23 protein-coding genes are annotated in these 23406 nt (G+C 59.0%); 10 read left to right on the forward strand and 13 right to left on the reverse strand.

Annotated elements, in window-relative coordinates; genetic code table 11:
* Positions 1–306: 306 nt before the first annotated feature.
* Positions 307–1506 (reverse strand): tyrosine--tRNA ligase, encoded by a 1200-nt coding sequence (tyrS, locus tag ACMDB8_RS25090; RefSeq protein WP_223541855.1) that lies wholly within the window; start codon positions 1504–1506, stop codon positions 307–309.
* Positions 1507–1717: 211 nt separating this feature from the next.
* Here tyrS and ACMDB8_RS25095 point away from each other — a divergent pair, with 211 nt between their 5' ends.
* Both ACMDB8_RS25095 and ACMDB8_RS25100 read left to right on the forward strand, forming a co-directional pair.
* Positions 1718–3148 (forward strand): peptidoglycan DD-metalloendopeptidase family protein, encoded by a 1431-nt coding sequence (locus tag ACMDB8_RS25095; protein WP_409078124.1) that lies wholly within the window; start codon positions 1718–1720, stop codon positions 3146–3148.
* 3 nt (positions 3149–3151) lie between these two features.
* Positions 3152–4243 carry an anhydro-N-acetylmuramic acid kinase gene (locus tag ACMDB8_RS25100; protein WP_409078125.1) on the forward strand — a complete coding sequence of 364 codons (1092 nt, stop codon included), beginning with the start codon at positions 3152–3154 and terminating at the stop codon, positions 4241–4243.
* 68 nt (positions 4244–4311) lie between these two features.
* Here ACMDB8_RS25100 and erpA read toward each other — a convergent pair whose 3' ends face one another.
* Entirely contained in the window at positions 4312–4662 is a 351-nt protein-coding gene (gene erpA / locus ACMDB8_RS25105; protein WP_007906865.1) for an iron-sulfur cluster insertion protein ErpA, read from the reverse strand.
* Between the two features lie 166 nt (positions 4663–4828).
* Entirely contained in the window at positions 4829–5863 is a 1035-nt protein-coding gene (argC, locus tag ACMDB8_RS25110) for an N-acetyl-gamma-glutamyl-phosphate reductase (protein WP_007980174.1), read from the reverse strand.
* A 295-nt stretch (positions 5864–6158) separates the two neighbouring features.
* On the opposite strand from argC, the gene hemJ reads away from it, so the two are divergent.
* The 6 genes from hemJ to coq7 all read left to right on the forward strand — a co-directional run bounded on the left by hemJ (position 6159) and on the right by coq7 (position 10714).
* Complete coding sequence (gene hemJ, locus ACMDB8_RS25115; RefSeq protein ID WP_056726667.1) at positions 6159–6587, forward strand: protoporphyrinogen oxidase HemJ; 429 nt, start codon at positions 6159–6161, stop codon at positions 6585–6587.
* Between the two features lie 33 nt (positions 6588–6620).
* Positions 6621–7589 carry an NAD(P)H-dependent flavin oxidoreductase gene (locus ACMDB8_RS25120; RefSeq protein WP_056726666.1) on the forward strand — a complete coding sequence of 323 codons (969 nt, stop codon included), beginning with the start codon at positions 6621–6623 and terminating at the stop codon, positions 7587–7589.
* Between the two features lie 93 nt (positions 7590–7682).
* The gene (locus tag ACMDB8_RS25125; RefSeq protein WP_056726665.1) at positions 7683–8648 is read left to right on the forward strand and encodes a DUF805 domain-containing protein; all 966 of its coding nucleotides are present in this window, start codon (positions 7683–7685) and stop codon (positions 8646–8648) included.
* Between the two features lie 61 nt (positions 8649–8709).
* A complete protein-coding gene (locus tag ACMDB8_RS25130) occupies positions 8710–9498 on the forward strand; it encodes an SDR family NAD(P)-dependent oxidoreductase (protein WP_056726664.1) in 789 nt (262 codons plus the stop codon).
* Positions 9499–9578: 80 nt separating this feature from the next.
* On the forward strand, positions 9579–9917 hold the full coding sequence (locus tag ACMDB8_RS25135) for a histidine triad nucleotide-binding protein (protein WP_056726663.1): 339 nt from the start codon (positions 9579–9581) through the stop codon (positions 9915–9917).
* Positions 9918–10066: 149 nt separating this feature from the next.
* A complete protein-coding gene (gene coq7 / locus ACMDB8_RS25140) occupies positions 10067–10714 on the forward strand; it encodes a 2-polyprenyl-3-methyl-6-methoxy-1,4-benzoquinone monooxygenase (protein ID WP_056726662.1) in 648 nt (215 codons plus the stop codon).
* Between the two features lie 82 nt (positions 10715–10796).
* Here coq7 and speD read toward each other — a convergent pair whose 3' ends face one another.
* Together speD and ACMDB8_RS25150 are read right to left on the reverse strand one after the other, a co-directional pair.
* Positions 10797–11588 (reverse strand): adenosylmethionine decarboxylase, encoded by a 792-nt coding sequence (gene speD / locus ACMDB8_RS25145; RefSeq protein ID WP_007986012.1) that lies wholly within the window; start codon positions 11586–11588, stop codon positions 10797–10799.
* Positions 11589–11828: 240 nt separating this feature from the next.
* Complete coding sequence (locus ACMDB8_RS25150) at positions 11829–12251, reverse strand: OsmC family protein (protein WP_007941657.1); 423 nt, start codon at positions 12249–12251, stop codon at positions 11829–11831.
* Positions 12252–12479: 228 nt separating this feature from the next.
* On the opposite strand from ACMDB8_RS25150, the gene crp reads away from it, so the two are divergent.
* Complete coding sequence (gene crp / locus ACMDB8_RS25155) at positions 12480–13124, forward strand: cAMP-activated global transcriptional regulator CRP (RefSeq protein ID WP_056726661.1); 645 nt, start codon at positions 12480–12482, stop codon at positions 13122–13124.
* 10 nt (positions 13125–13134) lie between these two features.
* Here the strand turns inward: crp and ACMDB8_RS25160 are convergent, their stop codons facing one another.
* The 4 genes from ACMDB8_RS25160 to ACMDB8_RS25175 all read right to left on the reverse strand — a co-directional run bounded on the left by ACMDB8_RS25160 (position 13135) and on the right by ACMDB8_RS25175 (position 16421).
* Positions 13135–13836 carry a lipoate--protein ligase family protein gene (locus tag ACMDB8_RS25160; RefSeq protein WP_056726660.1) on the reverse strand — a complete coding sequence of 234 codons (702 nt, stop codon included), beginning with the start codon at positions 13834–13836 and terminating at the stop codon, positions 13135–13137.
* 99 nt (positions 13837–13935) lie between these two features.
* On the reverse strand, positions 13936–14772 hold the full coding sequence (gene trpC / locus ACMDB8_RS25165) for an indole-3-glycerol phosphate synthase TrpC (protein WP_056726659.1): 837 nt from the start codon (positions 14770–14772) through the stop codon (positions 13936–13938).
* Complete coding sequence (gene trpD / locus ACMDB8_RS25170) at positions 14769–15818, reverse strand: anthranilate phosphoribosyltransferase (RefSeq protein WP_056726658.1); 1050 nt, start codon at positions 15816–15818, stop codon at positions 14769–14771. The genes trpC and trpD overlap by 4 nt, the downstream gene beginning before the upstream one ends.
* A gap of 9 nt (positions 15819–15827) precedes the next feature.
* Complete coding sequence (locus tag ACMDB8_RS25175; protein ID WP_007906885.1) at positions 15828–16421, reverse strand: aminodeoxychorismate/anthranilate synthase component II; 594 nt, start codon at positions 16419–16421, stop codon at positions 15828–15830.
* A 408-nt stretch (positions 16422–16829) separates the two neighbouring features.
* On the opposite strand from ACMDB8_RS25175, the gene estP reads away from it, so the two are divergent.
* Positions 16830–18740 carry an esterase EstP gene (gene estP, locus ACMDB8_RS25180; protein ID WP_223541852.1) on the forward strand — a complete coding sequence of 637 codons (1911 nt, stop codon included), beginning with the start codon at positions 16830–16832 and terminating at the stop codon, positions 18738–18740.
* 167 nt (positions 18741–18907) lie between these two features.
* Here estP and trpE read toward each other — a convergent pair whose 3' ends face one another.
* The 4 genes from trpE to ACMDB8_RS25200 form a co-directional block, all read right to left on the reverse strand.
* Positions 18908–20389, reverse strand: a complete 1482-nt coding sequence (gene trpE, locus ACMDB8_RS25185; protein WP_056726656.1) for an anthranilate synthase component I — start codon at positions 20387–20389, stop codon at positions 18908–18910.
* 69 nt (positions 20390–20458) lie between these two features.
* Positions 20459–21277 (reverse strand): phosphoglycolate phosphatase, encoded by an 819-nt coding sequence (locus ACMDB8_RS25190; protein WP_056726655.1) that lies wholly within the window; start codon positions 21275–21277, stop codon positions 20459–20461.
* Entirely contained in the window at positions 21274–21948 is a 675-nt protein-coding gene (gene rpe / locus ACMDB8_RS25195) for a ribulose-phosphate 3-epimerase (RefSeq protein ID WP_008027088.1), read from the reverse strand. The genes ACMDB8_RS25190 and rpe overlap by 4 nt, the downstream gene beginning before the upstream one ends.
* A 115-nt stretch (positions 21949–22063) precedes the next feature.
* Positions 22064–23212, reverse strand: coding sequence for an iron-containing alcohol dehydrogenase (locus ACMDB8_RS25200; RefSeq protein ID WP_409078126.1), 1149 nt, complete (start codon positions 23210–23212; stop codon positions 22064–22066).
* Positions 23213–23406 lie beyond the last annotated feature (194 nt).

The following is a 23406-nucleotide window of genomic DNA, read 5'->3' on the forward strand; positions in this document are numbered from 1 at the left end:
CTACAGCAGCCTCATTTGCTGTCAAGTGGTTATTTTCAGAAGTTTTCAAAGTTTCGCTTGGAAATCCTTAACAACTTCAACCACTTGCGCTTCAGATCTCTCGTCAGCGGGAGGCGAATTCTACAGCGTTACACGCTGCTGTCAACACCTCTTTTTCAACTCCCTTTCGGCTTCGATGAACTGAAGCAACCCGCTGCCGAAAACTGCGTAACTCATTGTTTACCAAGGAGTTTTCCGTTTCGACTGCGCCGGAAGTGGGGCGAATTATAGGCTTCTAAAACTCGCCGTCAACCCCCTATTTCAGCTTTATTCGGATTTGAGCGTAATACGCGCAAATGCCTTCTTGCCTGCCTGACAAACATGGGTCGCGCCCAGTGCATATATAAAGGTGCGATCGACAACCTCACCATCTATACGTACACCACCGGAACCAAGCAGATCTCGAGCCACAGCCGAGTTCTTGACCAGCCCCGCCTTATTAAGGACGGCAGCGATCGGCATATCCTCGGCAGCAGTCAATTCGATTTCCGGCAAATCATCCGGCAGCTCGCCATCCTTCATACGGTTACCGGCGGCACGGTGGGCATTGGCCGCAGCCTCCTCACCATGGAAGCGCGCAACGATCTCTTCAGCCAGCTTGATCTTGATGTCGCGCGGATTGGCACCCGCCTCCACATCAGCGCGGAACGCATTGATCTCATCCATGGAGCGGAAGCTGAGCAACTCGAAGTAGCGCCACATCAGCGCATCCGGAATGGAGACCAGCTTGCCGTACATCACTCCCGGCGCTTCCTGGATACCGACGTAGTTGCCCAGGGACTTGGACATCTTCTTCACACCATCCAGACCTTCAAGCAGCGGCATGGTCAAAATGCACTGGGCTTCCTGACCATAACCACGCTGCAGCTCACGCCCCATCAGCAAGTTGAACTTCTGATCGGTGCCGCCGAGCTCCACGTCCGCACGCAGAGCTACCGAGTCGTACCCCTGAACCAGCGGATAAAGGAACTCATGGATGGCGATTGGCTGATTGGTTGTGTAGCGCTTGTCGAAGTCATCGCGCTCGAGCATGCGAGCCACGGTGTACTGCGAAGTCAGGCGAATGAAGTCGGCTGGCCCCATCCGATCCATCCAGGTGGAGTTGAATGCCACTTCGGTTTTTGCCGGATCGAGAATCTTGAACACTTGAGTCTTGTAGGTCTCGGCATTCTCGAGGACCTGCTCGCGAGTGAGCGGAGGGCGCGTGGCACTCTTGCCACTCGGATCGCCGATCATCCCGGTGAAGTCACCAATCAGGAAGATCACCTGATGCCCCAGATCCTGGAACTGGCGCAGCTTATTAATAAGCACGGTGTGACCCAGGTGCAGGTCCGGAGCCGTTGGATCGAAGCCCGCCTTAATACGTAGCGGCTGGCCACGCTTGAGCTTTTCAATCAGCTCGGACTCGACCAACAGTTCTTCCGCACCACGTTTGATCAGCGCTAGCTGCTCTTCAACCGACTTCATAACAGACCCGCAAGGCTCAGATTCAAAGGGAACCAACCATACAAGATCGCGCGTCAAATACAAGGTTTGCCCGGCGCACGGAAGCCAATCCATAGACAGAACGTCTGCGGACTTGCTTCAGAGATGATTTGGTTATATTTTATACAGTTATTTCATCTTCATCATGTCATTCATCTTTTCCAATTCATCTTTTTCAAAGTCAAAACCACTTATGACCACAGAATCGTCTAAAGCGCCGCCGCTTTACCCGAAGACCCACTTGCTTGCCGCAAGTGGCATCGCTGCCCTTCTCAGTCTGGCGCTCCTGGTATTCCCTTCCAGCGATGTCGAAGCCAAAAAGACAACCCTGAGTCTTGAACTGGAAAGCCCTGCTGAACAACTGACACAAGATCAAGACGCTGCTGACGCCGTTCAAGCCACAAATGAACCAGCAACCTCCCCCTTCGCGCAGATCGACAACAGCGCCGAAGACACTCAGGAAACCGCTCAGGCCGAACCTGCACCTGCACCTGCACCAGTCGTCGAAGAAAAGAAGCCGGCAAGCCACAGGGAAGTGATCGTCACCAAGGGTGACACCCTCTCTACACTGTTCGAGAAGGTCGGCCTCCCGGCCACTTCAGTGCATGACGTGCTGGCCAGCGACAAGCAGGCCAAGCAGTTCAGCCAGCTCAAGCACGGGCAAAAACTCGAGTTCGAACTGAGCCCTGACGGCCAGTTGACCAACCTGCACAGCAAGCTCAACGACCTCGAAAGCATCAGCCTGACCAAGAACGACAAGGGCTACACCTTCAATCGCATTACCGCGAAACCGACCGTGCGCTCTGCCTATGTACACGGCGTGATCAACAGCTCGCTGTCGCAGTCCGCAGCCCGGGCCGGCCTGTCTCACAGCCTGACCATGGACATGGCCAGTGTGTTTGGCTACGACGTGGACTTCGCCCAGGATATTCGCCAGGGCGACGAGTTCGACGTGATCTACGAACAAAAAGTCGTCAACGGCAAGGCCGTCGGCACTGGCCCGATCCTGTCGGCGCGCTTCACCAACCGCGGCAAGACCTACACCGCCGTGCGCTACACCAACAAACAAGGCAACAGCAGCTACTACACCGCTGACGGTAACAGCATGCGCAAGGCGTTCATCCGCACACCGGTGGACTTCGCCCGCATCAGCTCGAAATTTTCCATGGGCCGCAAACACCCGATCCTGAACAAGATCCGCGCCCACAAAGGCGTTGACTACGCAGCACCGCGCGGTACCCCGATCAAAGCTGCCGGTGATGGCAAGATCCTGCTGGCCGGCCGCCGTGGTGGCTACGGCAATACCGTGGTCCTCCAGCACGGCAATACCTACACCACGCTCTACGGCCACATGCAAGGCTTCGCCAAAGGCGTGAAGACTGGCGGCACGGTGAAACAGGGCCAGGTGATTGGCTATATCGGCACCACCGGTCTCTCCACCGGGCCACACCTGCACTACGAGTTCCAGGTCAACGGTGTACACGTCGATCCGCTGGGCCAGAAACTGCCAATGGCCGATCCGATTGCCAAGGCTGAACGCGCACGCTTCCTCGCCCAAAGCCAGCCACTGATGGCGCGCATGGAACAGGAAAAAGCCACTCTGCTGGCTTCGAGCAAGCGCTAGGCCATGGCGCTCTATATAGGTGTGATGTCCGGAACCAGCCTTGATGGCCTGGATATCGCACTGATCGAGCAAGCCCCGGCGATCAGACTGATCGCCTCCCACTACATCCCGATGCCCGACTCCCTGCGCGCCGAGCTGCTCGGTTTGTGCGCCAGCGGCCCGGACGAAATCGCTCGTTCCGCCATCGCCCAGCAGAACTGGGTGAAACTGGCAGCCCAAGGGATTCATGCCGTACTCGCCCAAGAGCAACTGAAGCCTGACGACATTCGTGCGATTGGCAGTCATGGCCAGACCATCCGCCATGAACCGGCACGCGGCTTCACTGTGCAGATCGGCAACCCGGCCCTGCTGACCGAGCTGACCGGTATCACCGTGGTCAGCGACTTTCGCAGCCGCGATGTCGCTGCCGGCGGACAAGGCGCACCACTGGTTCCCGCTTTTCACGAAGCCTTGTTTGAAGAGCAGGCCGGCAATCGCGCAGTGCTGAACGTTGGCGGCTTCAGCAACCTCAGCCTTATCGAGCCCGGCAAGCCGGTCGCCGGTTTCGACTGTGGCCCGGGCAATGTGCTGCTGGATGCCTGGATTCACCAACAACGCGGCGACCACTTTGACCGTGACGGCCAATGGGCTGCCAGCGGCAAGGTAGAACCGGTGCTATTGAATGCCCTGCTCAGCGATCCGTTCTTTGTGACCAAAGGCCCGAAGAGTACCGGCCGGGAAGTGTTCAATCTGCCATGGCTGACACGGCATCTGGCACAACTGCCAGCCTTCGCCACCGAAGATGTTCAGGCGACGCTGCTTGAGCTGACCGCGCTGACCATCATCGAATCACTGCAAAGCGCCCAGCAAGACACGCAAGAACTGCTGGTCTGCGGCGGCGGCGCCCACAACACTGCCTTGATGAACCGCTTGGCCAGCTTGCTGCCAAACGCAAGCGTCAGCAGCACCACTACTTACGGTGTAGACCCCGACTGGGTCGAAGCCATGGCCTTCGCATGGCTGGCTCATTGCTGTCTCGAAGGCATCGCAGCCAACCGTCCGAGCGTCACCGGTGCCCGCGGCTTGCGCGTACTGGGTGCCATCTATCCCGCATAAATCCTCCACACAGCAAAACGCCGCAAGGCCCTGAGGCCGTGCGGCGTTCTGTGAAACTGGTGCGCTGATCAGATCGAGAACGAAGAACCGCAGCCACAGGTGGTGGTCGCATTCGGGTTCTTGATGACGAAACGCGAACCTTCCAGACCTTCCTGGTAGTCCACCTCGGCACCTGCCAGGTACTGGAAACTCATCGGATCGACAACCAGACTCACACCTTCGCGCTCGACGATGGTGTCGTCATCGGCCACTTCTTCATCGAAGGTGAAGCCGTACTGAAAACCTGAACAACCGCCGCCCGTAACGAATACGCGCAGCTTCAAGCGATCATTCCCCTCTTCATCGACCAGGCTCTTCACCTTGTGCGCGGCACCGTGGGTGAATTGCAAAGCCGTGGGGGTGAAGGATTCGACGCTCATGCTGACTATCTCCCGGCGTTACGCCGTCATATTGCGTGATGACGCGCATTATCCGCTTCTCCTAGAAAAGCGGTCAACTATTGTTATGGTATATCAACCAATCCAATCGCCGGCCCGGAATGCAAAAAGGCCCGTCTGACGGGCCTTTTGCTGTACGCCATAAAGCTTATGGCAGCATGCCGGCGTGGGACAGGCCCAGACGCTCATCCAGCCCGAACAGAATGTTCATGTTCTGCACCGCCTGACCCGAAGCGCCTTTGACCAGGTTGTCGATCACCGACAGCACAACCACCAGATCGCCATCCTGCGGGCGATGCACCGCGATACGGCAGACGTTGGCACCCCGTACGCTACGAGTCTCCGGATGGCTGCCGGCCGGCATCACATCGACGAACGGTTCGTTGGCATAACGCTTTTCAAACAACGCCTGCAGGTCCACCGAGCGATCAACAACGGTTGCGTAGAGCGTGGAGTGAATGCCACGAATCATCGGGGTCAGGTGCGGAACGAAGGTCAGGCCGACGTCCTTGCCTGCTGCGCGACGCAGCCCCTGGCGAATCTCCGGCAGGTGGCGGTGACCCTTGACCGCATAAGCCTTCATGCTTTCCGACGTTTCGGAGTACAGCGAGCCTACGGAAGCACCACGACCGGCACCGCTGACGCCGGACTTGCAGTCAGCAATCAGATGCGCGGCATCGGCCAGGCCGGCTTCGAGCAATGGCAGGAAACCCAATTGCGTTGCAGTCGGGTAGCAGCCCGGCACGGCAATCAGGCGCGCCTTCTTGATCTGCTCGCGATTGACTTCCGGCAAGCCGTAGACCGCCTCGTCCAGCAACTCCGGTGCACCGTGCGGCTGGCCGTACCACTTGGCCCATTCATCCGCGTCTTGCAGACGGAAGTCGGCCGACAGGTCGATGACCTTGGTCCCGGCCGCCAGCAGTTCACCCGCCAAGGCATGGGCAACACCGTGCGGCGTGGCGAAGAACACCACATCGCAGGCACCCAGGGTCTTGATGTCCGGAACGCTGAACGCCAGGCCGTCGTAATGGCCTCGCAGGTTCGGGTACATGTCGGCCACGGCCAGGCCAGCCTCGGATCGGGAAGTGATGACAACCACCTCAGCTTGCGGATGTTGCGCCAACAGACGCAGCAGTTCGACACCGGTGTAACCCGTGCCGCCGACGATACCGACCTTGACCATAAACCTGCCCTCAACGAACCCACTGGAAAGCCGTCGATAATAGGGGCCGCGCGCCCCTGCGACAACCGTCAAGGTGACGTGCGGACGCTCACGAGTCCCGTCTCGGGCATACGTTCAAGTTTTGGCGAGTGGATTTTGTTGCCAGACAAGGCGCCGCGACGAGTCATAGCCCGCTATGGCGAGGAGCGGCAACGCAGTATGGCGACAAAAGACACCGTCAAAATTGAACAGTTATGTCCGAGACAGGACTCTTTCTCTACTATTCGGGTTACCGTGAATTGGGGAATAACTAAAAATGCTCTATCTGTGGCTCAAAGCGTTTCATATCGTCAGCGTCGTGTGCTGGTTTGCCGGCCTGTTCTACCTGCCACGGCTGTTCGTTTATCACGCACAAAGTGAAGACACGATCAGCAAGGAACGCTTCAGCATCATGGAGCGCAAGCTGTACCGGGGCATCATGGGCCCGGCGATGATCGCCACGCTGATTTTCGGCGGCTGGCTCATCTACCTCAACCCAGGCATCTTCAGCCAGGGTGGCTGGATACACGCCAAACTGACCCTGGTCGTATTGCTGATCGGCTACCACCACATGTGCGGCGCCCAGGTAAAACGTTTTGCCCGTGGCGAGAACACCCGCAGCCATGTCTTTTATCGCTGGTTCAATGAAGTGCCGGTTCTGATATTGCTGGCTATCGTAATTCTGGTCGTCGTTCGGCCGTTCTAAATCCACCAGGCACAACTTACCGGGGTACTTCCAATGTCGCTGCCCGCTCTGCTCGAAGAACGTTTGCGTCTGCCCGTGGTGGCGGCGCCGATGTTCCTGATTTCCAATCCGCAATTGGTACTCGCCTGCTGTCGCCAGGGCGTGGTCGGCAGCTTCCCGGCGCTGAACCAGCGCGAAAGCAGCGGTTTCAAAGCCTGGCTGGAAGAAATCGAAGCCGGGCTGGCGACAATGGAAAACCCCGCGCCTTATGCCGTGAACCTGATCGTCCATAACAGCAATCCTCGTTTACAGGCGGATCTTGAGATCTGCGTCGAACACAAAGTGCCGATCGTGATCACCAGTCTCGGTGCCGTGAAAGAACTGGTCGACGCGGTGCACAGCTACGGCGGCCTGGTGTTCCATGATGTGACAACTCGTCGTCATGCCGAGAAAGCGGCCGAAGCCGGCGTGGATGGCTTGATCGCCGTGGCTGCCGGCGCCGGTGGACACGCCGGGACCTGGAGCCCGTTCTCGCTGATTGCCGAAATCCGCCAGTTCTTCGACAAGACCTTGTTGCTGGCCGGTTGCTTGAACCACGGCCACGAAATTCTTGCCGCTCAATTGCTCGGCGCGGATTTGGCCTACTTTGGCACACGATTTATCGGCACGACCGAAAGTCACGCGCCTGACGCCTACAAAGAAATGCTGCTGACATCCAAAGCGGCAGACATCATCCATACTCCAGCCGTGTCAGGTGTACCCGCGAGTTTCATGCGCCAGAGCCTGGAGGCCGCCGGTTTTGACATGGCCGCCTTGCAAGGCAAAGGCGAGATCAACTTCGGTTCCAAGCTCAAACCCGTGAGCGATGAGGCCAAGGCCTGGAAGACCGTTTGGTCTGCAGGCCAGGGTGTGGGAGAAATCGAAGACTTGCCGAGTGTCGAGCAGTTGATTGCACGTCTCGACGCGGAGTACCGCCAGGCCCTGGAGCATGCCGCCCAGTTGCCAAAACGCTGGCCGCGCTGACAGCAAATCTTGGCCAGTCTTGCCCGGCTGGCCCTACATTCACCCGGGCACAAGCTTCTTCTTTCAACCTCTCGCGACAAGGATGCCTCGCACATGGGCGAAAATCGTTTCAAGATCGTATTCGAAGGCGCCTTGCTACCCGGTGTCGACATCACCACGGCAAAGCTCAATCTCGCCGACTTGTTCAAAAGCGATGTCACAGCCATCGAGCGCTTGTTCGCCGGGCGTCCGGTAGCGCTCAAACGCAACCTGTCGCAAGCCGACGCCCATACCTATCTCCAGGCGCTGAGCAAAACCGGTATCGACGCCCGCATCGAAGCCGAAACGCCGATCGAACTGAACCTCGCCGACGTGCATGAGCATGCTCCGGCCAACAGCCAGGAGCCATTGGCAGACCCGCAATCCCCTTACGCGCCGCCTCGCGCGCCCGTCGGCGAAGCCGTGGCGGAATTCGCTACGCTCAAGCCATTCAGTTTCGATGGCCGTATCGGCCGCTTGCGTTACCTCGCCTGGACGCTGGTGCTGTCAACTGTGCTCTTGGCCGTTTGCGGGGTGCTTGCCTTGGTCGCCCTGGCTCTCATCGGCGCGGATTCGACCGGCGGCCTGATATTGGGCAGCTTGCTGGCCTTGATCCTGTTCGTCGGCTTTATATTCGTCAGCATCCAGATCACTGTTCAACGCTTGCACGATGTCGGTTGGTCCGGCTGGTTGTGGCTGCTGAACCTGGTGCCGTTCGTTGGCAGTTTCTTTCCGTTCGTGATCATGGTTGTGCCGGGCAACGACACCGCGAACCGCTACGGCCCGCCGCCTCCGCCGAACAGTACTGCGGTCAAGGTATTGTCTTCGCTGTGGCTGGTGGTTATCGCGCTGGTTCTGTTCGGCTCGCTGGCCGGTGGTCTCACGGCGATACGGGAAGAATACAAAAGCGCCGCCCAGAGCAGCTACGAAAGCAGTTCGGTCACCACCGATGAAATCGAAGTCGAGGTCGAACCGGTGCCAAATTCCACCGACGATGCAGCCGAAGAGGCCCAGCCCCCTGTAGACTCTGCGAAAGAATGAACAGCGCTCCTGGCCCGTGACACCTGCGTCGCGGCGCGGAGCTGTTGCGATGGAGAACTGCATGACCCGTTACGCTCTGATCACTGGCGCCTCCAGCGGCATCGGCCTGGCAATGGCCGAAGCGCTGGCCCGGCGTGGCCGCAGCCTGATTCTGGTGGCCCGACAACGTGATCAGCTGGAAAGTATTGCGATTGAACTGACCCAGAGGTTCGGCGTGGAGGTGTTGTTCCGTGCCTGTGACCTGGGCGAACCGCTGCGCCTGTCCGGGTTCCTGCTGGAGCTGGAAGAAGGCGACCGGCAGATCGATCTGCTGGTCAATTGTGCCGGTATCGGTACATGCGGCCCGTTTCTGGCCCAGGACTGGATGACCGAGCAAGACCTGATCGAAGTGAACATCCTCGCCCTCACCCGCCTGTGCCATGCCATCGGCAACAGCATGGCCCTGCAAGGCGGCGGACAGATTCTGAATGTGGCCTCGGTGGCGGCGTTTCAGCCCGGGCCGTGGATGAGCACCTATTACGCCAGCAAGGCGTATGTGCTGCACTTTTCCGAAGGATTGCGCGTCGAGCTGAAAAAATGTGCGATCAAGGTTTCGGTGCTCTGCCCCGGGCCGACCCGAACGGCATTTTTCCGTACCGCGCAACTCGACAGCGAAAAACTGACCAACAGCAAACTGCTGATGAGCCCTGAGGAAGTGGCGCTCTACACCGTGCGCGCACTGGAAAAGAACAAGGCGATCATCATTCCCGGGCGGCGCAACCGCTGGTTCGCCTTCCTGCCGCGACTCGGCTCGCGGTGGCTGACTCGCACAATCGCCGGCATGATCAACAAGGCCTACTGCCCGCGCTGATCCAACCCAAGGTAAAAGGCTGGGCGCTGGCATACACCATGAGTACACTCAGGCCAGCCCAAACAACGGAGAAAACAGCTGTGGATACTCTGTTCACCAAGATCATCAACCGGGAAATCCCGGCGAAGATCATTTACGAGGACGACCAGGTACTGGCCTTCCACGACATTGCCCCACAGGCGCCAGTACATTTCCTGGTGATCCCGAAAAAACCGGTTCGCACCTTGAACGACCTGACCGAGGACGACAAGACATTGGCCGGGCACATACTGTTCACCGCCCAGCGCCTGGCACTGGAACTGGGCTGTGAAAAAGGTTTCCGCGTCGTCATGAACTGCAATGAAGAAGGCGGGCAAACCGTCTACCACATTCATATGCACGTGCTGGGTCAGCGCCAGATGCACTGGCCGCCGGGCTGATTGCGCCAAACCCTGTGGAAGCGGTGCATTGCCGCCTCCACACAAGGCATCACAACAATGTCACAGCACCTGCATCACAATGACCCAGCGCAAACCTTCCCCGGCCGATTGGGTTAAACTGGCCGCCGAAATTCCCCCCGGAGGTCAGCATGACTACCCAACGTCACTACTCGCCGATTGACCGCCTGCTGCTGCAAGCCGATGCCGCGATGCGCACCTTGCTGCCCTTCAGCGGCCAGCCGTACCGTCCGTCGCCTGCCATCGTGCAGCCGGATGCGAAAATGAGCGACGAAGATACGCGCCACGTTGCCGGCCTGATGCGCATCAACCATACCGGCGAAGTCTGCGCCCAGGCGCTGTACCAGGGGCAGGCGCTGACCGCCAGGCTGCCGCAAGTGCGCGCTGCGATGGAGCATGCCGCCGAAGAAGAAATCGACCACCTGGTCTGGTGCGAACAACGCATCCATCAACTGGGTAGCCACACCAGCATCCTCAATCCGCTGTTCTATGGCATGTCGTTCGGGATTGGCGCAGTGGCCGGCCTGATCAGCGACAAAGTCAGCCTCGGTTTCGTTGCGGCAACGGAAGACCAGGTGTGCAAACACCTGAACGAGCATCTGGAACAATTGCCGGCCGAGGACGAAAAATCCCGGGCAATTCTTCAGCAGATGCGCATCGATGAAGAACAGCACGCCGAAAGCGCGCTGGAGGCTGGCGGCTTCCGCTTTCCGGCACCGGTGAAGTTCGGGATGAGTCTGATGGCCAAGGTGATGACAAAGAGTACTTATCGGATCTGACTCCGTTTTTTTGTAGGAGCCAGCGCCAAAATAAAAAAAGGCGACTGCCGTGAGGGAGTCGCCTTTTTTGTGTTCGAAAAACTTACGCCATATTGCGCGCGTAGAAGATTTCGAGCATTTCGTGTTTCACCCGTTCGGTCACCTGGGCGCGTTGCTCAGAGGACAGGTTGCTGGTGGCGTCGCCGAACAGATAGTTATCCAGTTCGAAGTTCTTCAGCAGCATCTTGGTGTGGAACAGGTTTTCCTGGTACACGTTCACGTCGGTCATCTGGTACGCGTCGTAAGTGTCGTCGGAGAGGTAGTTCTGGATCGAATTGATCTCGTGGTCGATGAAGTGCTTTTTGCCTTCAACGTCACGGGTGAAGCCGCGCACTCGGTAATCCACGGTCACAATGTCCGAATCGAACTGGTGAATCAGGAAGTTGAGCGCTTTAAGCGGTGAAATGACCCCGCAAGTCGACACGTCGATGTCCACACGGAAGGTTGCAATACCGCTGACCGGATGGATTTCCGGGTAGGTGTGCACCGTGATGTGGCTCTTGTCGAGGTGGGCCAGAATGATTTCGGGCAGCGGGCCCGGGGACTCTTCGATCTGACTGTCGGTCGGGGTTACCGGTTCCTCCGAGATCAGGATCGTGACGCTGGCGCCCTGCGGCTCATAGTCCTGACTGGCAATGTTCAGGATGTTGGCACCAATGATATCGACAACTTCCGTGAGGATCTGCGTCAGGCGTTTCGCGTTGTACTCTTTATTGATGTACTCGACGTAAGCCTGCTGGTCTTGCGGGGTTTCCGCGTAGCAGATGTCATAGATGTTGAAGCTCAAGGTCTTTGTCAGGTTATTGAACCCGTGGAGCTTGAGTTTGCTTTTCACCGTTAAAAACTCTCTATGTGTTTGCGGCCCGGCCGCGTGATCAAGCATGCCCGTCAGATGCGAACAACGCACCTGCGTAGGACGGTTAACACCTCTTCGCGATGGCGATTTTGGTTGTCTGTTTCGGGTTTGAGGCCTGTCGGCTGACGGGCCACTACCCTGAAAAAAGTGGCGCATTATGCAGACGTCAGCTTGTGTTCGCCAGAGTCTGCACTGCTTTTATGATAGTTGAATGTCGATTCAACCGAGCTCGATGATCTCGTAGTCGTGGGTAATTGCCACGCCAGCCGCGCCGAGCATGATCGAGGCCGAGCAATACTTCTCGGCAGACAGTTCGATGGCACGTTTGACCTGGGCTTCTTTCAGCCCGCGGCCCTTGACCACAAAGTGCATGTGGATCTTGGTGAACACCTTTGGATCTTCGGTCGCACGCTCGGCTTCGAGGAAGGCTTCACAGCTTTCCACTGCCTGGCGGGACTTCTTGAGGATGCTGACCACATCGAAATTGCTGCAACCGCCAACACCCAGCAGCAGCATTTCCATCGGCCGGACACCCAGGTTACGTCCGCCGGCATCGGGCGGACCGTCCATGACCACGACATGACCGCTACCGGATTCGCCGAGGAACATGGCTTCGCCAGCCCATTGGATGCGTGCCTTCATCGCCAAGACTCCACTGTATAAAAAAGGGTCGCCAGCTTAGCACAGGCCCCGTGATTGACAGCGCCCGGCGTCCTGGGACATATCCCACTGCCTTGTAGGTAAATGCTCGAATATTGCAGGAAGTGTCTGTTAAGCTGACGCCAATTCTATGGCGCACAGCCAGCCTTACTCCAGCGTTCACTATTTATAAAAACCAAACATACCGTGCAGTTTTTTCGGGATACAACCATGGTTGCTATTGCCCCCAACTCCAAGATCAAGAACCTCGACAAGCTGTTGATGCATTGCCAGCGCCGCCGTTATCAGGCCAAGAGCAACATCATTTGTGCCGGCGACCGCTCGGAAACGCTGTTCTTCATCATCAAAGGCTCAGTCACCATCCTGATCGAAGATGATGACGGCCGGGAAATGATCATTTCCTACCTGAACGCCGGGGACTTTTTCGGCGAGCTGGGTCTGTTTGAGCAAGCCGGCCTGGAGCAGGAGCGCAGCGCCTGGGTGCGGGCCAAGGTTGAATGCGATGTCGCGGAAATCAGCTACGCGAAATTCCGCGAATTGTCCCTGCAGGACCCGGACATTCTTTACGTCCTTAGCGGACAAATCGCACAGCGCCTGCGCAACACCACGCGCAAGGTCGGTGACCTGGCATTCTTTGATGTAACCGGTCGAGTCGCCCGCTGCCTGCTGGAGCTGTGCAAACAGCCAGACGCCATGACGCACCCCGATGGCATGCAAATCAAGGTGACCCGTCAGGAAATCGGTCGAATTGTCGGTTGTTCACGGGAGATGGTCGGTCGCGTGCTCAAGGATCTGGAGGAACGCAACCTGGTGGACGTCAAAGGCAAGACCATGGTGGTCTTCGGTACGCGATAAGCTCGAAAACCTAGCCGCTGAACATCTGCACGAGCATCAACCGGTAGAGTTCGTCGAGGCGTGCCAGTGCATTGGGTGCCGTGAACTTCTCATGCAGCGCGATGTGGCTTTCGGCGCGCACTCGTTGCTCCAGACCGCAAGCCTCGTTGAAACGATTGACCGCGGCGACCATAGACTCTCGCTCGTTATCGATCAGCATCGCTCCGTGCACCAGTCCTACCGGACGCTGCCCACCCAGGCTCTGACGCCAGCGCTGGGCGGTGCCAACCATCTTGCGACCATCGAGGTTGACGTTGAAGCGACCATCACAGAACGCCCCCTCGATTTCGCCAAGGGACGACGTGCCGCCCAACTCATCCAGCAGCTGACAAATGGGATCGCACAAACGGTGGTAACCGGTTTCGATGCGATTCAGATCCCCTTCGCTGCGCGGCGGTGCGTAAACCAGCGCGATGTTGATCGTTGAGGCCGATTGCGGCACCGGCTCGCCACCGGTTTCACGCAACAGTACTGGCCAACCGGCCACCGCCGACACTTCACATGCAGCCTCGAAACCCGACAAGCGGCTCAAACGGCGTGGCATAACCAGCGCCCGATCGCTCGGCTGCCAGAACAGCAGGCCGAACTCCGCGTCGCCGGAACAGACCGATGCCAGCAAGTCCTGTTCGGCTTGCAGGCCGGCTTCGATGGTGAGGGAGGTTGGCAGCGACATGGAAGGCTCCGACAGACCAGAGGTCTTCAGGGGATTTGCGGGCCTCTTCGCGGGCAAGCCCGCTCCCACAGTGGAAGCGGATTGCCTGTGAAGATGTATTCAGTCGAGGGTCGAGCCGCTGACGGGAATACCGCGCTCAGGGAAGAACAGACGCTGCAACTCGGTACCCGGGCTTTCGGCGCGCATGAACGCCTCGCCGACCAGGAATGCGTAGACGTCGCTGATTTCCATCAGTTCGACATCGGCGCGATTGAGAATGCCACTCTCGGTGATGACCAGACGATCTCGCGGAATACGCGGCAACAGGTCGAGGGTGGTTTCCAGGCTGACATCGAAGGTGTGCAGGTTGCGGTTGTTCACGCCAACCAGCGGAGTATCGAGGGTTTTCAACGCTCGCTCCAGCTCATCGCCGTCATGGACTTCCACCAGCACATCGAGGTTGACGCTTTTGGCCACGGCTGCCAGTTCGGCCATTTTCACGTCATCCAGCGCGGAGACGATCAACAGCACGCAGTCGGCACCCAAGGCACGGGCTTCGACGATCTGGTATGGATCGATCATGAAGTCCTTGCGGATCACCGGCAGCTGGCACGCCGCGCGGGCCTGCTGCAGGTACGCATCCGCGCCCTGGAAGTAGTCGATGTCGGTGAGTACCGACAGGCAGGTCGCGCCGCCCTTCTCATAGCTTCTGGCGATGTCGGCGGGAACGAAGTTCTCGCGGATCACGCCCTTGCTCGGCGAGGCTTTCTTGATTTCGGCAATGACTGCCGGCTGCTTCAGCTTGGCCTGAGCCAGCAAGGCCCTGGCAAAGCCACGGGGCGCATCGGCCGCCTTGGCCAGGCTTTCCAGCTCGCAGAGGCTGACGCGAGCGCTACGCTCGGCGACTTCCTCGACCTTGCGCGCCAGAATCTTTTCCAGAACCGTCGGTACACTCATCCCTCATTCTCCACTCTGAATACCGCGGTAAACGCACCCAGCTCCTCGAGCTTTTCCCGAGCGAGGCCGGTGTGCAGCGCATCGTGCGCAAGTGCAACTCCCTCTTTCAAACTGCTGGCATGATCGGCGGCGTACAGCGCGGCACCGGCATTGAGCATGATCATCTCGGCCGCTTTCTGACCGTTCTCGGTCTTGCGCTTGCCCAGGGCATCGCGAATCAGCTCAAGTGAAGCCGCCGGGCTTTCCACCGCCAGGCCATGCAGACTCTGGCTCTTCATGCCCAGGTCTTCCGGCTCGACCCAATACTCGGTGATCTGGTCGTTTTTCAGCTCTGCCACGAAGGTCGGTGCTGCCAGGCTGAACTCGTCCAGGCCATCCTTCGAATGCACCACCAGCACATGCTTGCTGCCCAGACGCTGCAACACTTCCGCCAGCGGCCGGCACAAGGCCTGGGTGAATACGCCTACTACCTGATGCTTCACGCCGGCCGGATTCGTAAGCGGGCCGAGCATGTTGAACAAGGTCCGCAGACCCAGTTCGCGGCGCGGGCTTGCAGCGTATTTCATCGCAGAGTGATGGGTCTGGGCAAACATGAAACCAATACCAACGTTGTCAATGCAGCGCGCCACTTGCACGGGTGTCAGGTTCAGGTAGATACCGGCCGCCTCCAGCAGATCGGCACTGCCGCTCTTGCCCGAGACTGCACGGTTGCCGTGCTTGGCCACGGTGCAGCCAGCAGCGGAAACCACGAACGCAGCAGCGGTCGACACGTTGAAGATATTGGCGCCGTCGCCGCCGGTGCCCACTACATCGACCACACCGTCGAGGGTCTTGAGTTCGACCTTGTCCGCCAGTTCACGCATCACCGACACGGCACCGACGATTTCGTCGATGCTTTCGCTCTTCATGCGCATGGCCATCATGAACGCGCCAATCTGTGCGTCCGAGCATTGCCCGGTCATGATTTCGCGCATCACATCGCGCATTTCATCGGTGCTGAGGTCAAGGTGATCGACGATACGGCTCAGGGCTGTCTTGATGTTCATGAAAAGTCCTTAGCGCGTGCCGCCGGTTTGTTTGAGGAAGTTGGCGAACAGTTCATGGCCCTGTTCGGTGAGGATCGACTCAGGGTGGAACTGCACGCCTTCGATGTTCAGAGTCTTGTGACGCAGGCCCATGATCTCGTCGACCGAGCCGTCTTCGAGCTGAGTCCAGGCGGTCAGCTCCAGGCAATCTGGCAGGGTTTCGCGCTTGACGATCAAAGAATGATAGCGGGTCACCGTCAGCGGACGATTCAGGCCTTCGAATACACCCTTGTCCTCGTGAAATACCGGGCTAGTCTTACCGTGCATCACTTGACGGGCGCGCACCACATCACCGCCAAAGGCCTGGCCGATGGACTGGTGGCCGAGGCAGACGCCAAGAATCGGCAGTTTGCCGGCGAAATGCTTGATCGCTTCAATCGAAATTCCGGCCTCGGTCGGGGTGCAAGGACCGGGGGACACAACGATGCGCTCAGGGTTGAGGGCTTCGATTTCAGCGATGGTCAGTTCATCGTTGCGCACGACCTTGACCTGGGAGCCGAGCTCGCCCAGGTACTGCACAACGTTGTAGGTAAAGGAGTCGTAGTTATCGATCATCAGCAACATGGCGTATAGAACCTCTTGAACTCACTGACTTTAAAGATGGCCTTCGAATGATTGACCCGCAGGGCGCTGCGCTTTGTCAGGTGCCGACGTAGCGCCAGCAAAGCGGCATTTCAAACAGGTAAAGAAGGCAAAGCGGTACAGGTCCGGCGAAGCCGGCAAAAGAATTCAGGCGCGCCAACGCCAGCGGGCGTGTGCCTTGATGACTTGATCCAGGAGTTTACTGATGATCAACACGGGGAAGGTCTCGTTCGTACGTCCCGGCACAGTAACTTAGCTGGGCAGAGCGCGCAATATCGCCGGAGGCACTGCCCGCGAATCTATCAAAGGCTTCGCGACAGATGGCAAAAGGCCGAAAGTTTTTGGTACTGTCGTTTCGTTCACTAAAACAATAAATAAACGGACTTGCTCATGATCAAACAGTCGTTGTTTGTACCGCTCGCAGGATGCTTGCTCGCGATCGCATGCGCCCAGGCGAACGCCGCACCCAATCCTTATACAAATTTCGTTGTCTTCGGGGACAGTCTCAACGATGCAGGGACCTTTGCCGACACGGGCGGGCCTGCCGGAGCGACACAGCGCTTCACCAACCGGACGGGACCGGTGTACCTGGATGGCAGCGGCGAAGTCCGCTCGCTCAACTCCACACAGATCCTGGGTGGGAAACTGGGGTTTTCACCGGACCAGACGGCATCTTCTACTTCAGCAGTTCGCGCCAACGAAGGCCTGCCTGATGGTAACAACTGGGCTGTAGGCGGCTACCGTACCGACCAGATTCTTGATTCGATTACCAGCATCTCCGCCACCGGCGAACGCACCCGGTCCGGCTATCTTCCATCCAATAACTTCCGTGCCGACCCGAACGCACTGTATTACCTGTCGGGCGGCGGTAACGACTTCCTGCAAGGACGCGTCACCAGCCTGCCCCAAGCCAGTGCCGCCGCCGACCGCCTGGCCGACAGCGTGCAGACCCTGCAAACCGCTGGCGCCAGATACGTCATGGTCTGGTTGCTGCCCGATATCGGCTTTACCCCGGCGTTCAACGGCACCCCGCTGCAAGCGTTCACATCTCAACTCAGCGCCCAGTTCAACACTGAACTGGTAAGCCGACTGCAAAACATCAATGCCGAAGTCATCCCGCTGAACATTCCGGTACTGCTCAAAGAGACTTTCGCCAACCCGGCACAGTTTGGCCTGGCCACCGACCAGAACCTCATCACCACCTGCTTCAGCGGCAACGGTTGTACCGAGAATGCCCGCTACGGCATCAACAGCGCCACGCCGGACCCGACCAAGCTGATCTACAACGACTCGGTGCACCCCACCGAAGCCGGGCAACGCCTGATCGCCGATTACGCCTATTCCCTGCTGGCCGCACCATGGGAGCTGACCCTGCTGCCGGAAATGGCCCAGGGCACCGTGCGTGCGCATCAGGATGAGTTGCGCAACCAGTGGCTGGCCGATTGGGAAAACTGGCAAGGCGTCGGCCAATGGCGAGCCATCGTTTCCGCCGGCGGACAGCATCAGGACTTTGACGGCCAGGACAGCGTGGCAAGCGCCGACGGCAACGGAGCCAACCTGAACATCGGTGGCAGCTATCGTCTCGACGATGCCTGGCGAGTTGGTCTGGTGGCCGGTTTCTATAACCAGGAACTCGAAGCCGGCAACAACGACTCCGACTACAAGCTCAACACTTACCTGGGCACGGCATTCGCCCAGTACCAGCAAAACCGTGTGTGGGCCGACGCGGCGTTGACGGCCGGGCATCTGGATTACGACAGCCTCAAGCGCAAATTCCAGCTGGGCGTCAACGAACGCGGCGAAAAAGGCGATACCAGCGGCTACGTCGAAGCCTTCAGCGCACGCGTGGGCTACGACATTGCGCAACAAGCCAGCAGTCCTTGGCACCTGTCGCCGTTTGTCAGCGCCGACTTCGCCAAGGTACAAGTCGATGGTTACTCGGAGGACGGAAACAATTCCACGGCGCTGACCTTCGCCGATCAGGAGCGTATTTCCCGGCGCCTGGGCGCTGGCCTGCAGGGCAAATACCAGATCACCCCGCAAACCCAGGTGTTCGGCGAAGCGGCAATCGAGCGTGAGTACAACGACGATACCCAGGACGTGGACATCAACCTCAACAGCCTGCCAAACAACCAGTTCACGCTGGAAGGCTACACCCCGCAAAGTCACTTGCAACATGTGAACCTGGGGGTGAGCCACAACCTCACCAAGGACCTGGCACTGCGCGCCAGCTACAACATCCGCAAGGACGACGACTTCACCCAACAGGGCATCAATGTAGGTGTTGCGCTGGACTTCTGATGTGCAACCAATAAAAAACGCGGCGCCCTCACAGGCGCCGCGTTTTTTTGGCGATGAGATCATTGTGGGAGCGAGCTTGCTCGCGATAGCGGTGGGTCAGACAACATCAATGTGGCAGTGATGGCCCCATCGCGAGCAAGCTCGCTCCCACAGGTTTTTTCGCAAACTCAGGCGTTCGGTGTTTGTTCCGCCAGGGCAACGGCGCGGAACATCGCGCGGCGCTTGTTCAGGGTTTCTTCCCATTCCAGCGCCGGCACCGAGTCGGCAACGATGCCGCCACCGGCCTGCACATGCAGCTCGCCGTTCTTGATCACCGCCGTGCGGATCGCAATGGCGGTGTCCATGTTGCCGTTCCAGGCGAAGTAACCGACCGCACCGCCGTAGACGCCACGTTTGACCGGCTCCAGTTCGTCGATGATTTCCATCGCGCGAATCTTCGGTGCGCCGGACAAGGTGCCCGCCGGCAGAATCGCCCGCAGTGCATCCATGGCCGTCAGCCCGGCTTTCAGTTGCCCGGTGACGTTGGACACGATATGCATCACGTTGGAGTAACGCTCGATGACCATCTTCTCAGTCAGTTTCACCGAGCCGATTTCCGAAACGCGACCGGTGTCGTTACGCCCCAGGTCGATCAGCATCAAATGCTCGGCGATTTCCTTGTCGTCCGACAGCAGGTCTTTTTCCAGCGCCAGGTCAGCCTCTTCGTTGGCGCCCCGCGGACGGGTGCCGGCAATCGGGCGCACGGTGATCAGGTTGTCTTCGACCCGCACCAGTACTTCCGGCGAACTGCCAACGACGTGGAAGTCGCCGAAGTTGAAGAAGTACATGTAAGGCGTCGGGTTGAAGCAGCGCAGTGCGCGATACAGATCGATGGGGGCCGCCTTGAAGTCGATCGACATGCGCTGGGATGGCACGACCTGCATGCAGTCACCGGCCAGGATGTATTCCTTGATGGTGTCGACGGCTTTTTCGTAATCGTTCTGGGTGAAGCTGGAGCGAAACACCGGGTCAGCCGATTGTTGCTTGCTGAAGTCCAGGCCACGGCGCGGGGTGATCGGCTGTCGGAGTTTTTCCAGCAGCTCTTCCAGGCGCGCGCGACCTTGTTCAAAGGCGTCTTCCTGCGCCGGGTCGGCCAGGACGATGGCGTGCATCTTGCCGGCCAGGTTGTCGAACACCACCACGGCGTCGGACACCATCAGCAGAATGTCCGGTACGCCCAGCGGGTCCGGGTTCGGGCATTTGCCCAAGCGCTTCTCCACATAACGCACGCAGTCATAACCGAAGTAGCCCACCAGGCCGCCGTTGAAACGCGGCAGGCCAGCAATGGTCGGCACGTTGTAGCGCGCCTTGAAGGCTTCGACGAAGGCCAGCGGATCTTCCACGTCGTGGCTTTCGGTCTCGACGCCATCGACGGTCACGCTGACGTGATGATCATGAACCCGCAGCACGGTTCGGCACGGCAGGCCGATGATCGAGTAACGCCCCCATTTCTCGCCGCCCTGTACGGACTCCAGCAAGTAGGAATTGGGCTCGTCGGCCAGCTTCAGGTAGATCGACAGCGGCGTGTCGAAGTCGGCCAGGGTTTCGCAGGCAAGCGGAATGCGGTTGTAGCCGGCAGCGGCCAAGCGCAGGAATTCTTCGCGGATCATGAGGTGCCTCGTGGCTTGAGGGTCGAACAGTCAGGTATGCAAACGCGCCGGAAACCGGCCAGGATCAAGTCAGGCGCGCCAACGCCAGCGGGCCAGGGCCTTCATGACTTTCATCCAGAGTTTGCGAGTGACCACCACGATGGCGTTTCCAGAAGGGGGTTTGACAGCGTCGGCCAACGTTATCTCAGCGGCCGGATCCAGGCAACCGGGAATTAGCTTGCGCAGGTCGTCGATCACCAGTGCCGGCGATTCTTCCGCGATCGGCCGACCGTGGTTATAGCCGTAGCTCAGGGCCACGCACTTGACCCCCGCCGCTTTCGCCGCCAGCACATCGCTGCGCGAATCGCCGACGAACAAAGACTGCGAAGCCGGAATGTTGGCCATTTTCATCACGAAAAACAGTGCGGCCGGATCGGGCTTTTTTTGTGGCAGGGTGTCGCCGCCGATGATCCAGCGGAAATAACGGCCGATTTTCATCTGATCCAGCAGCGGCGCGACGAAACGCTCCGGCTTGTTGGTGATCAGCGCCATCTCGACGCCCTGCTTTTGCAGCCATTTGAGGGTGTCGCGCACGCCGGGGTAAACCACGGTCAACTCATGGCTCTCGCCATAAGCCTGCATGAAATGCTCCAGCGCCCGTTCGGCTTCGTGGTCATCGACCGCCGAATGATCGATAGCGCCAGCCAGCGCACGACGCACCAGTACCGGCGCGCCGTTGCCGACCCATTCGCGTACCGCTTCCAGACCGGCGGGCTTGCGACCGAGTTTGAGCAGCATCTTGTCCACAGCCACTGCCAGGTCCGGGACCGAGTCGATCAAGGTACCGTCCAGATCGAACATCACCAGCCGCGGCAGTTGCCCCGGGAACAACTGCTCAAATCCACTCATGGGCGAGCCAGCGCCAGTTCGGAACGCATCTTCTCGATGACTTCCTGATAGTTCGGCGCATTGAAGATGGCCGAGCCGGCGACGAAGGTGTCAGCGCCAGCCGCGGCGATTTCGCGAATGTTGTTCACGTTCACGCCGCCGTCGATTTCCAGGCGGATGTCACGGCCCGACGCATCGATCAGTGCCCGCGCTTCGCGCAGTTTGTCGAGGGTGCCGGGGATGAACTTCTGCCCGCCGAAGCCCGGGTTGACGCTCATCAGCAGGATCATGTCGACCTTGTCCATCACGTACTTGAGCACGTCCAGCGGGGTCGCCGGGTTGAACACCAGGCCCGACTTGCAGCCGCCTTCGCGGATCAGTTGCAGAGAGCGGTCGACGTGCTGGCTCGCTTCCGGGTGGAAGGTGATGTAGGTCGCGCCGGCTTCGATGAAGTCGCCCACGATGCGGTCCACCGGGCTGACCATCAGGTGCGCGTCGATCGGCGCGGTCACGCCATACTTGCGCAGTGCCGCGCAGACCATCGGGCCGATGGTCAGGTTCGGTACGTAATGATTGTCCATGACATCGAAGTGCACGAAGTCGGCGCCGGCGGCCAGGACGTTGTCCACTTCTTCACCCAGGCGGGCGAAGTCGGCGGAGAGAATCGACGGAGCAATTACGAAGGGCTGCATGACGCACCTTTTCTGAGCAGAATCACGATGGCGCGCATTGTATACCTCATGCTTTGAAGCGCGCACCGTGAGCGCGATGATTGGACCTTGCCATCATCCATCGACGGCTGGGGTCCTAGTACGCCGCGCGATAGATCTTTTCGATATCGACGGCACTCAACTTACGCGGATTGTTGCGCATCAAGCGCTCGATCCCCGCTGCTTCCACGGCCATGGAAGGAATGGCGTCCTCGGGCACACCGAAACTACGCAGGCCCTGGGGAATTTCCACCGCGGCACACAGTTCGGTCATGGCTTGCACGGCTTTGTCAGCCGCTTCGTTGATGCTCAAGCGAGCGGTCTTCACGCCCATGGCCTCGGCGATATCCTGCATGCGTTCGATACAGGCCATCTTGTTCCAGGTCATGACATGGGGCAGTAGCAAGGCATTACTGACCCCATGGGCAATGTTGAAGCGCCCGCCCAGCGGATACGCCAGCGCGTGCACCGCGCCAACCCCGGCATTGCCGAACGCCATGCCGGCCATCAGGCTGGCAGTGGCCATGTCTTCCCGGGCTTGCAGGTTCGACGGATTGGCATACGCCTTGGGCAAAGCCTTGGCGATCAACTTGATGGCGCCGATGGCCAGGGCATCGGTAATCGGCGAGGCGTTGACCGACAGATAGGACTCGATGGCATGCACCAGCGCATCGACGCCGCTGGCCGCCGTGACGCTGCGCGGACAGGTCAGGGTCATTTGCGGACTGACCAGCGCCACATCCGGCAACAGAAAGTCGCTGACAATGCCCTTCTTCAGTTGCGCGACCTTGTCGGAAAGGATGGCGACGTTGGTCACCTCCGAGCCGGTGCCGGCGGTGGTCGGGATGGCGATCAGCGGCGGGCCTTTGCGCGGGACCTGATCGATGCCGAACAGATCCGCCAGCGCACCGTGGTACCCGGCGTAGGCCGCCACGCTCTTGGCAATGTCGATGGCACTACCGCCACCGAGGCCGATCAAGCCGTCATGCCCACCGTCACGATAGGCCTGCATGCAATCTTCGACGATGGCTATTTCCGGGTCCGGCAGCACCCGGTCGAAAATCTCGTAACTGCGTTCGCCCAGCTGCGCCAGTGCCAGTTCTACCGTGCCGGATTTCACCAAAGCGGCATCAGTAACGATCAGTGGGTTGTCTATGTCCAGACGCGCCAGTTCGGCAGACAGTTGCTCGATGGCACCTGCGCCGGTGATCAATTTGTGAGCGATTTTGAAAGAGGAAAGACTCATGTGCGCAGCCTCTTATAGGTAGGGGAGCTGGGCACAATAGTAGCTGGGGATTAGAGGTTGTCTTCTATTCAGGTCGTGAATGACCGAGGACCTCGAAAACGCCAAAAATCCCTGTGGGAGCGAGCTTGCTCGCGATGAGGTAGTTCCAGTCGATAAAGATGTCGACTGATAGTCCGTCATCGCGAGCAAGCTCG

It is taken from the genome of Pseudomonas monachiensis, assembly GCF_047345015.1.
In the GTDB taxonomy this organism is placed as follows: domain Bacteria; phylum Pseudomonadota; class Gammaproteobacteria; order Pseudomonadales; family Pseudomonadaceae; genus Aquipseudomonas; species Aquipseudomonas monachiensis.

Excerpts from the sequence above, each read along its gene's own strand:
- tyrS (WP_223541855.1), bottom strand. The coding sequence starts at position 1,506 with ATGAAGTCGGTTGAAGAGCAGCTAGCGCTGATCAAACGTGGTGCGGAA.
- ACMDB8_RS25095 (WP_409078124.1), top strand. The coding sequence starts at position 1,718 with ATGACCACAGAATCGTCTAAAGCGCCGCCGCTTTACCCGAAGACCCAC.
- ACMDB8_RS25100 (WP_409078125.1), top strand. The coding sequence starts at position 3,152 with ATGGCGCTCTATATAGGTGTGATGTCCGGAACCAGCCTTGATGGCCTG.
- erpA (WP_007906865.1), bottom strand. The coding sequence starts at position 4,662 with ATGAGCGTCGAATCCTTCACCCCCACGGCTTTGCAATTCACCCACGGT.
- argC (WP_007980174.1), bottom strand. The coding sequence starts at position 5,863 with ATGGTCAAGGTCGGTATCGTCGGCGGCACGGGTTACACCGGTGTCGAA.
- hemJ (WP_056726667.1), top strand. The coding sequence starts at position 6,159 with ATGCTCTATCTGTGGCTCAAAGCGTTTCATATCGTCAGCGTCGTGTGC.
- ACMDB8_RS25120 (WP_056726666.1), top strand. The coding sequence starts at position 6,621 with ATGTCGCTGCCCGCTCTGCTCGAAGAACGTTTGCGTCTGCCCGTGGTG.
- ACMDB8_RS25125 (WP_056726665.1), top strand. The coding sequence starts at position 7,683 with ATGGGCGAAAATCGTTTCAAGATCGTATTCGAAGGCGCCTTGCTACCC.
- ACMDB8_RS25130 (WP_056726664.1), top strand. The coding sequence starts at position 8,710 with ATGACCCGTTACGCTCTGATCACTGGCGCCTCCAGCGGCATCGGCCTG.
- coq7 (WP_056726662.1), top strand. The coding sequence starts at position 10,067 with ATGACTACCCAACGTCACTACTCGCCGATTGACCGCCTGCTGCTGCAA.
- ACMDB8_RS25150 (WP_007941657.1), bottom strand. The coding sequence starts at position 12,251 with ATGAAGGCACGCATCCAATGGGCTGGCGAAGCCATGTTCCTCGGCGAA.
- crp (WP_056726661.1), top strand. The coding sequence starts at position 12,480 with ATGGTTGCTATTGCCCCCAACTCCAAGATCAAGAACCTCGACAAGCTG.
- ACMDB8_RS25160 (WP_056726660.1), bottom strand. The coding sequence starts at position 13,836 with ATGTCGCTGCCAACCTCCCTCACCATCGAAGCCGGCCTGCAAGCCGAA.
- trpC (WP_056726659.1), bottom strand. The coding sequence starts at position 14,772 with ATGAGTGTACCGACGGTTCTGGAAAAGATTCTGGCGCGCAAGGTCGAG.
- trpD (WP_056726658.1), bottom strand. The coding sequence starts at position 15,818 with ATGAACATCAAGACAGCCCTGAGCCGTATCGTCGATCACCTTGACCTC.
- ACMDB8_RS25175 (WP_007906885.1), bottom strand. The coding sequence starts at position 16,421 with ATGTTGCTGATGATCGATAACTACGACTCCTTTACCTACAACGTTGTG.
- estP (WP_223541852.1), top strand. The coding sequence starts at position 16,830 with ATGATCAAACAGTCGTTGTTTGTACCGCTCGCAGGATGCTTGCTCGCG.
- trpE (WP_056726656.1), bottom strand. The coding sequence starts at position 20,389 with ATGATCCGCGAAGAATTCCTGCGCTTGGCCGCTGCCGGCTACAACCGC.
- ACMDB8_RS25190 (WP_056726655.1), bottom strand. The coding sequence starts at position 21,277 with ATGAGTGGATTTGAGCAGTTGTTCCCGGGGCAACTGCCGCGGCTGGTG.
- rpe (WP_008027088.1), bottom strand. The coding sequence starts at position 21,948 with ATGCAGCCCTTCGTAATTGCTCCGTCGATTCTCTCCGCCGACTTCGCC.
- ACMDB8_RS25200 (WP_409078126.1), bottom strand. The coding sequence starts at position 23,212 with ATGAGTCTTTCCTCTTTCAAAATCGCTCACAAATTGATCACCGGCGCA.